The sequence below is a fragment of the Limnobacter sp. genome, assembly GCF_964228395.1.
Classification (GTDB): Bacteria; Pseudomonadota; Gammaproteobacteria; order Burkholderiales; family Burkholderiaceae_B; genus Limnobacter.
In genome coordinates this window covers 1-9,072 of record NZ_CAXQZX010000161.1, presented here as the reverse complement: position 1 = coordinate 9,072, position 9,072 = coordinate 1, and the positions used below count along the sequence as shown (strand labels likewise).

Below are 9,072 nucleotides of genomic sequence, written 5' to 3'. Positions count from 1 at the left end.
GCCACGGCTGGGGCCACGCCCGTGTTGGTGTTGATGGTGTACAGCCGCCCTGCGTTGCTTGGTGAGGTGCGTGCTACTGCATACAGTTGACCGTCTCGTGGCCGGAAGTCCATGCCCAGCAGCGTGTCTCCACTCATTACTCCGGTAATGGGCACGCTGGTGCGCACTACAGATGGGTCGGTGCGGTTGAATGTGGCCAGTTGGCCGTTGCTGGTGAGCACGAATACATCACCGGGGCTGAGTGCCGCGTTATCATCGCTCAAGCACCCGCCAAGAACAAAAGCGCTTGCGGCCAAGGCCATCCAAGTTTTTTGAAACTTCATCATCTTCCCCTCTGTGTAACACGAACGCTGAATTTTTTGATCAGCATTGCTTCAACACAGCAGGAATATGGCTTGGATGCACCCTCGATTGATTTTCTAGCCGCCGGTCTGAGCCTTGGCTTTCAAACCGTCCAAATCAAGAATTTCAATGCTCCCGCGCCCCAGTTTTAGCAGGCCTTCCTGCTCCATTTCCTTGAGCATCTGGTTCACGGTTTGTCGCGAAATGGCCAGCATGGCCGACAGTTTTTCTTGGGACACATGCAAGGTACGCGCACTGACCGAGTTGTCGGTGCGCATGCCGTAGCCCTCGGCCATTTGCAAAAGCCGGCGAGCCAGGCGCATGGGCGTGGGCAGCAGCGCGGCATCTTCGATGGCGCCAAAAATAAGGCGAACCTTTTGGGTCAGCAGCAAGCCAAATTCGCGCCAATACGTGGGGTTGTCTTGCACCAGTTGGTCCAGCAGGGTTTGACGAACGTGGAACACAGACACCGCACCATCGGCCATGGCATCGTGGGTTCGGGGTTGGCGGTCGAACAGGCAAATTTCGCCAAACCAGTCGGGGGGTTCAATCAAGGTAAGAATGACGTGTTTGTCTTCTGCCCCGTGTTTGTTGGCCCCTACAATTTGCACAGCGCCTTTGAGCACCGCATAAAGGCCGTCGGCGCAGTCCCCGCGGGAAAACAAGCGCTGGCCGCTTTGAAAGTTTTTCACCAAACCTTGAGCCACCAAGGCTTGTTGTAAGGGGCCAGGCAAGCTGGAAAACCACTTGCCACGCATCAGAATTTGGTGAATGTGGGGTGTTTGCATGTTGTTGTGTGGTGTTGTCTCCCGCCCAGTGCCTAAATTAGCATCAAATGTCAGGCAATTGACAGACCCCTTCGCCTCCATTTGTCACGATGTGAAGGTATAACAAATGCAGGATGCCCTGCCTCAAGGAGATTGTCATGAAAACTTTGGTCCAACAACTGGCCAATTACGCCACCTACCACCGCGACCCACGCAACATTGCTACGCATTTTGTGGGCGTGCCCATCATTGTTCTGTCGGTGCTTATTTTGTTGTCCCGTTGGTCTGTAGACATTGCAGGCATAGCAGTGACACCCGCCTTGGTGGTGTTTATTGCTTCGAGCATTTTCTATTTCAAGCTAAGCCTGGGATACGGGCTGGCCATGTTTATTATTCATGGCGCCTTGTTGGCGGTGGCCAGCACTTTTGCAACTGCCAGCACCTTGGCGTGGCTGGGCGCAGGTGTGGGTGTCTTCGTGGTGGGCTGGATCATTCAGTTCATTGGCCACTATTACGAAGGCCGCAAGCCCGCTTTTGTTGATGACATGATTGGCTTGGCGATTGGCCCACTGTTTGTGGTGGCTGAAATGGGCTTTTTGCTGGGTTTGGGCAAAAAAACCCAAGCGGAGGTGGAGGCCATCGCTGGGCCGGTGCGCCGCCGCGAGGTGAATGCTTAAAAGCCCCAGTGCACGTCCACTTGTTTTTTCTGGGCTTCTTCCAGCATTTTGAGCAAAGGGTAAGCGCGCTGCTCCAGCGACACTTGGTTGCGCAGCGCCACCCGCTCTTCTAGGCTGAGGTCATCCTCATTGATGGGGTTGTCGGCCTTGGCCATGCGCTCCATGTTGATGGCAGCCACCAACTGGGCGTGCGCATGCGCCAGGTTTTCAGGGGTGATTACGCCCCGTTCGCCCACTTCAATGCCCATGATCTTGAACAATTTTTCGGCATGTGGTTTGAGCATCACGATGTCGGCTGCGGCTTTGGATTTGAATTTAACTATACCCATGGTGAGTCGCTTGGGGTGAATACGGCTGTTGAACAGTCAAAAACGCACCTACAATGGTGCACCTGTCTTATTTTCGCCGCAATGCGCCAGCCCCGCACCATGTTGTTGACAAGCCGCCGTTTTTTTTGCCTTTTTTGCCTGGCTCTTTTGCTGCAGGCTTGTTCGCCGGCTTATAACTGGCGCGCTGTGCCCAACAGCGATGTGGGTTATGTGGCCACGTTTCCAGACAAGCCGGCCATGGTGACGCGTACGCTCGATTTGGCTGGTTTAAAGGTGCCGCTCACTTTGCATGCGGCGCAGGTCGATGGCAGCTACTTTGCCGTGGGCACTGTTCCGCTGCAAGGGCCGTTGCAGGGTCAGGGGGAGGTGTTGCGCAATGCTTTGGCGCAGGCCTTGGCCAACAACGTCCAGGCTGGGGCGGCCCAATTGCAAAGCACCGAATGGCTGGGCCAGCCCGCGTGGCGGGTAGAGCTGCAGGGCAGCTTGCCCTCGGGGGAGGCTGGCCATGCCGTTGCCCGGTTTTTTGAGCATCGCGGCGTGTTGTACCAGGTCACCCTCATGGGGCCGGGTCAGCAGGCTTTGCCCGAGATCCAAACCACCTGGTTTAGCGGTTTTTCCCTGCTCGGCCAGTGACGGCTTGTGCCCATGAACACACACAATCATCCCGATATTTCCCGCGAAGTGGGCCCTGATGGCCTGGAGCACCTCTATGTGGGGGGGCGCTTGGCCATGCGCATGTTTGGCATTTTTGCTGCGGCTTATGTATTGAGCTACGGTTTTAGGGCCATCAATGCCGTGATTGCGCAACCGCTGGTGCAGGAATTGGGTTTAAGTGCTGCGCAATTGGGATTGCTGGCCTCGGCTTATTTTTTGAGTTTCGCCCTCATGCAGTTGCCCGTTGGCGTGATGCTTGACCGCTACGGCCCTCGCCGCGTGGAGGCAGTGCTCATTGGCTTTGCCGCCTTGGGTGCCATTATTTTTGCCAACGCTGAATCGTTTGCATGGTTGTGGGTGGGGCGCGCCTTGATTGGGGTGGGTGTGTCTGCCTGCCTGATGGCGGCAGTGAAGGCGTATTCGCTGTATTTCAGGCCCCATTTGCAGGCCTCGCTGTCGTCGTGGATGTTGGTGGCTGGGTCCATGGGTGCGTTGACGGTGACCACGCCCGTCGAGGCGGCCCTGCCCATGTTGGGTTGGCGCGGCGTGTTTGTGGTGGCTGCTGTATTGTGTGTTTTGGCGGGCTTTGCCCTGTGGTTTGCCTTGCCCACCTTGTTCAAGCCGCAAAAAACAGAATCGGTCAAAGACATGGCACAGGGCTATGGGGCAATTTTCCGCCACCCGCATTTTTGGCGTGTGGCGCCCCTGGCCATGATTACACAGGGCGGTTTCATGGCTTTTCATGGCCTTTGGGTGGGGCCGTGGTTTACCAATGTGATCGGGCTCACCAATACGCAGGCTGCGCAAAACATGTTCTGGATTTCAGCCACATTGATGGCGGGTTACTTGGTCTTGGGCTTCATTACGCGCACCATTTCCAAACGGGGTGGGGACGAAGATCAAATCATGCTGGTGGGCATGGGCTTGTCGCTGGTGTTGTTTGCCTTGCAAATAGCGCAAGGGGCCAATGCCACTCTGTGGGGCTGGTTGCTCCACGCTTTGTTGATTGCCAGCGGCATCATGACTTACGCCACCTGCAACAAACCTTTCCCCAAAAAACTCACAGGTCGTTCCAGCACGGCGTTGAACCTGCTGATTTTTATTGGCGCTTTCAGCATTCAATGGGGCATTGGTATTGGCATCGATGCCTTTACAAAGCTGGGCTGGAGTTACACCGATGGCATGCGCGCCTCCTTGGCCGTGTTGTGGGCTTTGCAATTGGCCTCTTGGCTTTGGTACGCAAGGCCGGGCAGAAAAACCAGTCATCTTCTGCCCGCCTGATGCGCTTGGCCTGTGCCGTGTGCTTACAGGGGCCCAGCCCGGAGTTGCTGAAGGCCTTGCAAAGGGCGGCGGTATTGAATGGCGGTGGCCACGTGGTTTTTTTGGGGGGTATCAGCCCCATCGAGGTCGGCCAGTGTTCGGGCCAAGCGACATATGCGGTGCATGGCCCGGGCCGAGATGTGATTTTTTTGCGCGTATTGCAGCAGCAGTTTTTCCCCGTCCGCCGAGGGTTTGCAGTGCGCCGCAATTTGCCCAGCGCTGAGTTCACCGTTTAAGCAGCCTTGGCGGGTCAATTGCATTTGCCTGCTGTGCTGAACCCGTTCCAGCAAGGTGCGGGTGCACATGCTGTGTTCGGTTTTTGCAGCCAGCAGTTCGTGGGGTGTGATGGCCTGCACGTCTACAGAAATATCCAGACGGTCCGCCAAGGGGCCAGATAACTTGGCCTGATAGCGGCGCACTTGCTCTGGCGTGCAGCGGCATTCTTTGGCAGGGTGGCCCAGCCAACCGCAGGGGCAGGGGTTGTGGGCGCACACCCACAAAAAGCGGGCTGGAAAAGACGCCTGATGCCCCGCGCGGGACACATTGACTCGTCCTGTTTCCAGGGGCTCACGCAGGGACTCAAGGGTGCGGCGATCAAACTCCAGCACCTCGTCGGTGAACAACACGCCCAAGTGGGCCAGGGTGATTTCGCCAGGCGAGGGCGGGTTGCCCCCGCCAATCAGCGCTGGCATGGAAGTGCTGGGGTGTGGGTTTCGGAATGGCCGTGCATCGCACACTTGGTTGGCCTCGCCTTTGAGGCTGCGAATGGCGCTGATCTCTAGCGACTCTTCAAAGGGCAAGGGTGGCAGCAGGCCACCAAGGCGCTGCGCGAGCATGGATTTACCGCTGCCCGGTGGCCCCACCAAGCGAATGTGGTGCTGCCCGGCCGCTGCGGCCAGCAGGGCGAGCTTGGCGCTTTCGTGCCCCACCACGTCTTTCATGTCTGGAGGGTTGGCCTGTGTCGACGAATCTGCATGTGTCACCACGACTTCAAGCGGCGTGCCATGGCCCACCAGGTGAGCAGAGGCCTCAAACAAACTGGCAGGCCCATACACAGGCAAACCCGGCACGGTGGCAGCCGCAGTGGCGCTGGGTTTGGGCAGCATCAGGCGCAGAGGGTGCTGGGTGTTTAAGGCCTCTTGCCGAACCGCCACAGCCAGCGCCAAGGGGCTTCGCACTTGGGTGAGTTGGCCAGACAAAGACAGCTCGCCTGCAAATACCCATTGGCTTAAATCGGCCTTGGCCAACTGGCCCGAGGCGCTGGCAATGCCCAGGGCAATGGCCAGGTCGAACGCCGCGCTGCCCTTGGGCAAATCGGCTGGCGCCAGATTCACGGTGATTCGTTGGCTGGGAAACTCAAACCCGCTATTGATGAGTGCAGAGCGCACGCGCTCTTTGGATTCCCTAATCTCGGCGTCGGGCAGACCGACCAGGGCAAAAGATGGAAGCCCCGCCGACAAATGGACCTCGATGTTCACCACCACCGGGCGAACGCCCACAAATGTGAGGCTTTGAAGGGTGGCTAAGGGCATGGCTGGGGACGAAGGGCGAAGACGCGGATTATGGCCCGCGCCAACTCGCCTGCAAAACCAAGCCTAGGATGGTGTCACTCAAAGTGAGGGCACAAAGGTGCGCAGCTTAAGCTTGGCGCTTCTCCAGCTCGGCCACGCGCAATTCCAGTGCATGCACCTTTTCGCGCAGTCGGGCAATGACCTCCTTTTGAATTTCAAAGTCCTCAAGACTCACAAATTCAAGGTCCTGAAGCGCCTGCTTCAGAACGCCAGTCACAGGATTTTCAAGGTTTTGCAGCCCGCGGGCCTGGAGCAGATCGCCCACTTTGCCCGCCAGCATGTCGAATGGATTGCTTGCCAAGGTTACCTCAAAAGGGTGAAGGTTAACGCACCAAAACAGTGCACCAAAGTGGTGCGTTGGGCGGAAATTCAAAAAAATGCATGGCCATTGTGCCCGAAAAAAGGCGATTTATTGCGAATTTACCGACCAGTACATCGCTGGCACGCTTCTCGCTTTAGACCCCTTGCCAAAAAAATTTTACGGCATTCATCTATTTTTAGGAGAGTGAGATGAAAAAACTCGTACTGGCAACTGCCATTGCGGCAACAACTTTCGGGGCTGTTTCCACTGCATCTGCTGTTGAAGTGTCTGCCAACGCAGCATTGACAACAGATTACAAATTCCGTGGTATTTCCCAAACCAACAGTGGTCCTGCATTCCAGGGTGGCTTTGACGTAGATTTCGGCAACGGTTTCTACCTGGGCAACTGGAACTCCAACGTTAACTTTGGCGGTGGTACTTCCGGCTTGGAAATGGACATCTACGGTGGTTACGCTGGTGAATTCAGCGGCGTGAGCTACGACGTGGGTCTGTTGAAGTACTACTACGAAGGCTCTGCCAACGTATCTCCCGACCCTGACACATTGGAAGTGTACGGTAACCTGGGCTACGCTGGTTTCACCTTGGGTGTTTCCTATTCTTTGGGCAAAGACTACTTCGCTCTGACACAGGCCGGTGTGGGCAATGCCGCCATCGCGAATCCTCAAGCAACTGACCTGAGCGGTAGCACCTACGTCAAGCTGGGCTATGAGTATGCCTTGGCCGAGAACATCACTCTGGCTGCAAGCTACGGCATCACCAGCTACTCCGAAGACATCTTTAGCAACGGTGCTCGCATCGATGGCTACTCCGACTACTCCGTGGGCGTGACCTACACCGTAGGAAAGTTTGACCTGGGTGCGGCAGTGGTTGGCACAGATAACGACGCTGAGCGTGCATTCGGTAAAGACGGTACCGAAACAAGCTTGATCGTGACTGTCGGCACATCGTTCTGATAGACCCGATGACAGCGCTCTGAAGAGGGGCGCTGTTTCAACCCTCTTCAAACTCTTTTCAGGAGTGCGTAATGAAGCTTATTTCAGCAGTCATTAAGCCTTTCAAACTGGACGAGGTCCGCGAAGCGCTGTCTGCCATTGGAGTGCAGGGCATCACCGTGACCGAGGTGAAAGGTTTTGGTCGTCAGAAAGGCCACACAGAGCTGTACCGCGGTGCAGAGTATGTGGTGGATTTCCTGCCCAAAGTAAAAATTGAAGCGGCTGTGGACGACAGTTTGGTCGACCAGGCTTGCGAAGCCATTGAAACCGCTGCCAAAACCGGCAAGATCGGCGATGGCAAAATTTTTGTGTTTGATCTCTTGAGCGTGACCCGTATTCGCACAGGCGAAACCGGCAAAGACGCCCTTTAACCAGAGAGAAGTGAGGCCATTATGAAAAAACTTCTGACCATCTGGCTGGCGGCTGCTGCACTGGGATTCAGTGTTGCAAGCCCTGGTGTATACGCCCAGGAAACGCCTGCTGCCCCGGCCACCGAGGCCGTTGTTGCGCCTGCTGAAGAAGCAGCACCCGCAGTAGAAGCTGCTGCCGAAGCCCCAGTGGCCGAAGCTGCTGCAGCCCCCGCTGAAGAAGCTGCCCCCGCCATTGAGCCCACTGTGGACAAAGGCGACACCACCTGGATGATGACCGCCACCATGCTTGTGATCTTCATGACCATTCCAGGCTTGGCGTTGTTCTACGGCGGTTTGGTTCGCTCCAAGAACATGTTGTCCGTGCTCATGCAAGTGATGACTGTGTTCTGCTTGATCGTGGTGTTGTGGTCGATCTACGGCTACTCCCTCACCTTCGGTGGCGGCGACAACCCATTCGTAGGTAACTTCAGCAAGCTCTTCCTGAGTGGTGTAACCACAGACTCTCTGTCGGCCACCTTCACCGAAGGCGTGATGATCCCCGAGTTCATCTTCATCGCATTCCAATCCACATTTGCTGGTATCACCTGTGCCCTGATCGTTGGTGCCTTTGCAGAGCGCATCAAGTTTTCTGCGGTGCTGCTGTTCTCCGTGATCTGGTTCACATTCAGCTACATCCCTGTGGCTCACATGGTGTGGGACGGCGCTGGCTTCCTGTTTGCTGACGGCGCGATCGACTTCGCTGGTGGTACCGTGGTGCACATCAACGCGGCCGTTGCTGGCTTGGTGGGTGCATACATGGTTGGCAAGCGTGTTGGTTACGGCAAAGAAGCCATGACTCCACACAGCCTGACACTGACCATGGTGGGTGCTTCCATGCTGTGGGTGGGTTGGTTCGGCTTCAACGCTGGTTCTAACCTCGAATCCAACGGTGGCACAACGCTGGCCTTCATCAACACACTGCTGGCCACAGCCGCTGCCACATTGAGCTGGTCTGCTGCTGAAGCCCTCACCAAAGGCAAAGCCTCGATGCTGGGTGCTGCGTCTGGTGCCGTGGGTGGTTTGGTTGCCATCACTCCAGCTTGCGGAACCATCGGCCCCATGGGCGCCTTGATCCTCGGCTTGCTGGCTGGTGTACTGTGCCTGTGGGGTGTGAGCGGCCTGAAGCGTATGCTGGGCGCCGACGACGCACTCGACGTGTTCGGTGTACACGGTGTGGGTGGTATCCTGGGTGCCTTGTTTGTGGGCGTGTTCTCTGCTCCAAGCCTGGGCGGCACCATGGGTGACGACTTCGTGATCGCCTCTCAACTGGCCGTGCAAGCCAAGGGCGTGATCATCACCATCGTGTGGTCCGGCGTAGTTGCAGCCATCGCATACAAACTGGTTGACCTCATCGTTGGCCTGCGTGTTAGCGAAGAAGCCGAGCGTGAAGGCCTGGACATCACCTCTCACGGTGAGCAGGCTTACAGCAAGTAAGCAACACTCTCCACCTTGGTGGATCCTTTCGGCCCAGGGTCACGGGCCGAACCTCAAAGGCACCTTCGGGTGCCTTTTTTCGTGGGCTTGCTGCTTGAAGCCAGCAGTCCATGCCGTTTTCGTTCGCTTGCTCCTTGAAGCCAGCAGGACCATGCCCCTTGGCGACGGCCAATCTGTTGATCCCTCCCTGAGCCTCGCCTGAACTGAGGCCCGCCCTCCAAAACGGAGGTCGGGTCGGGCCTCTGCCCCCTTGG

General features: G+C 56.9%; 11 protein-coding genes. 6 read left to right on the top strand and 5 right to left on the bottom strand.

Going from position 1 to position 9,072, the window contains the following annotated elements:
* Both ACEQU8_RS13795 and ACEQU8_RS13790 read right to left on the bottom strand, forming a co-directional pair.
* On the bottom strand, positions 1-263 hold a 263-nt coding region (locus ACEQU8_RS13795), incomplete at its 3' end, for a DUF4394 domain-containing protein (RefSeq protein WP_372521251.1).
* A 156-nt stretch (positions 264-419) separates the two neighbouring features.
* Positions 420-1,130 (bottom strand): Crp/Fnr family transcriptional regulator, encoded by a 711-nt coding sequence (locus ACEQU8_RS13790; protein ID WP_370264367.1) that lies wholly within the window; start codon positions 1,128-1,130, stop codon positions 420-422.
* Between the two features lie 137 nt (positions 1,131-1,267).
* Here ACEQU8_RS13790 and ACEQU8_RS13785 point away from each other — a divergent pair, with 137 nt between their 5' ends.
* Positions 1,268-1,786, top strand: coding sequence for a DUF962 domain-containing protein (locus ACEQU8_RS13785; protein WP_370264365.1), 519 nt, complete (start codon positions 1,268-1,270; stop codon positions 1,784-1,786).
* On the opposite strand, the gene ACEQU8_RS13780 is transcribed toward ACEQU8_RS13785, so the two are convergent.
* A complete protein-coding gene (locus ACEQU8_RS13780; protein ID WP_370264364.1) occupies positions 1,783-2,115 on the bottom strand; it encodes a DUF1840 domain-containing protein in 333 nt (110 codons plus the stop codon). The two genes, ACEQU8_RS13785 and ACEQU8_RS13780, sit on opposite strands and share 4 nt — an antisense overlap.
* A gap of 186 nt (positions 2,116-2,301) precedes the next feature.
* Between ACEQU8_RS13780 and ACEQU8_RS13775 the strand changes: the two genes are divergently transcribed.
* Together ACEQU8_RS13775 and ACEQU8_RS13770 are read left to right on the top strand one after the other, a co-directional pair.
* Positions 2,302-2,748: a hypothetical protein gene (locus ACEQU8_RS13775; protein ID WP_372521250.1), complete on the top strand. Its 447-nt coding sequence runs from the start codon at positions 2,302-2,304 to the stop codon at positions 2,746-2,748.
* 12 nt (positions 2,749-2,760) lie between these two features.
* Positions 2,761-4,050 carry a nitrate/nitrite transporter gene (locus tag ACEQU8_RS13770; protein WP_370264361.1) on the top strand — a complete coding sequence of 430 codons (1,290 nt, stop codon included), beginning with the start codon at positions 2,761-2,763 and terminating at the stop codon, positions 4,048-4,050.
* Between the two features lie 23 nt (positions 4,051-4,073).
* Here ACEQU8_RS13770 and ACEQU8_RS13765 read toward each other — a convergent pair whose 3' ends face one another.
* A complete protein-coding gene (locus tag ACEQU8_RS13765) occupies positions 4,074-5,621 on the bottom strand; it encodes a YifB family Mg chelatase-like AAA ATPase (RefSeq protein ID WP_370264360.1) in 1,548 nt (515 codons plus the stop codon).
* A gap of 106 nt (positions 5,622-5,727) precedes the next feature.
* A complete protein-coding gene (locus tag ACEQU8_RS13760) occupies positions 5,728-5,961 on the bottom strand; it encodes an accessory factor UbiK family protein (RefSeq protein ID WP_370264359.1) in 234 nt (77 codons plus the stop codon).
* A 209-nt stretch (positions 5,962-6,170) separates the two neighbouring features.
* On the opposite strand from ACEQU8_RS13760, the gene ACEQU8_RS13755 reads away from it, so the two are divergent.
* The 3 genes from ACEQU8_RS13755 to ACEQU8_RS13745 all read left to right on the top strand — a co-directional run bounded on the left by ACEQU8_RS13755 (position 6,171) and on the right by ACEQU8_RS13745 (position 8,818).
* Entirely contained in the window at positions 6,171-6,935 is a 765-nt protein-coding gene (locus ACEQU8_RS13755) for a TorF family putative porin (protein WP_370264358.1), read from the top strand.
* A 71-nt stretch (positions 6,936-7,006) separates the two neighbouring features.
* Positions 7,007-7,345, top strand: a complete 339-nt coding sequence (locus tag ACEQU8_RS13750; protein WP_256763159.1) for a P-II family nitrogen regulator — start codon at positions 7,007-7,009, stop codon at positions 7,343-7,345.
* A gap of 21 nt (positions 7,346-7,366) precedes the next feature.
* Positions 7,367-8,818 (top strand): ammonium transporter, encoded by a 1,452-nt coding sequence (locus tag ACEQU8_RS13745; protein ID WP_370264356.1) that lies wholly within the window; start codon positions 7,367-7,369, stop codon positions 8,816-8,818.
* The last annotated feature ends 254 nt before the right edge of the window (positions 8,819-9,072 follow it).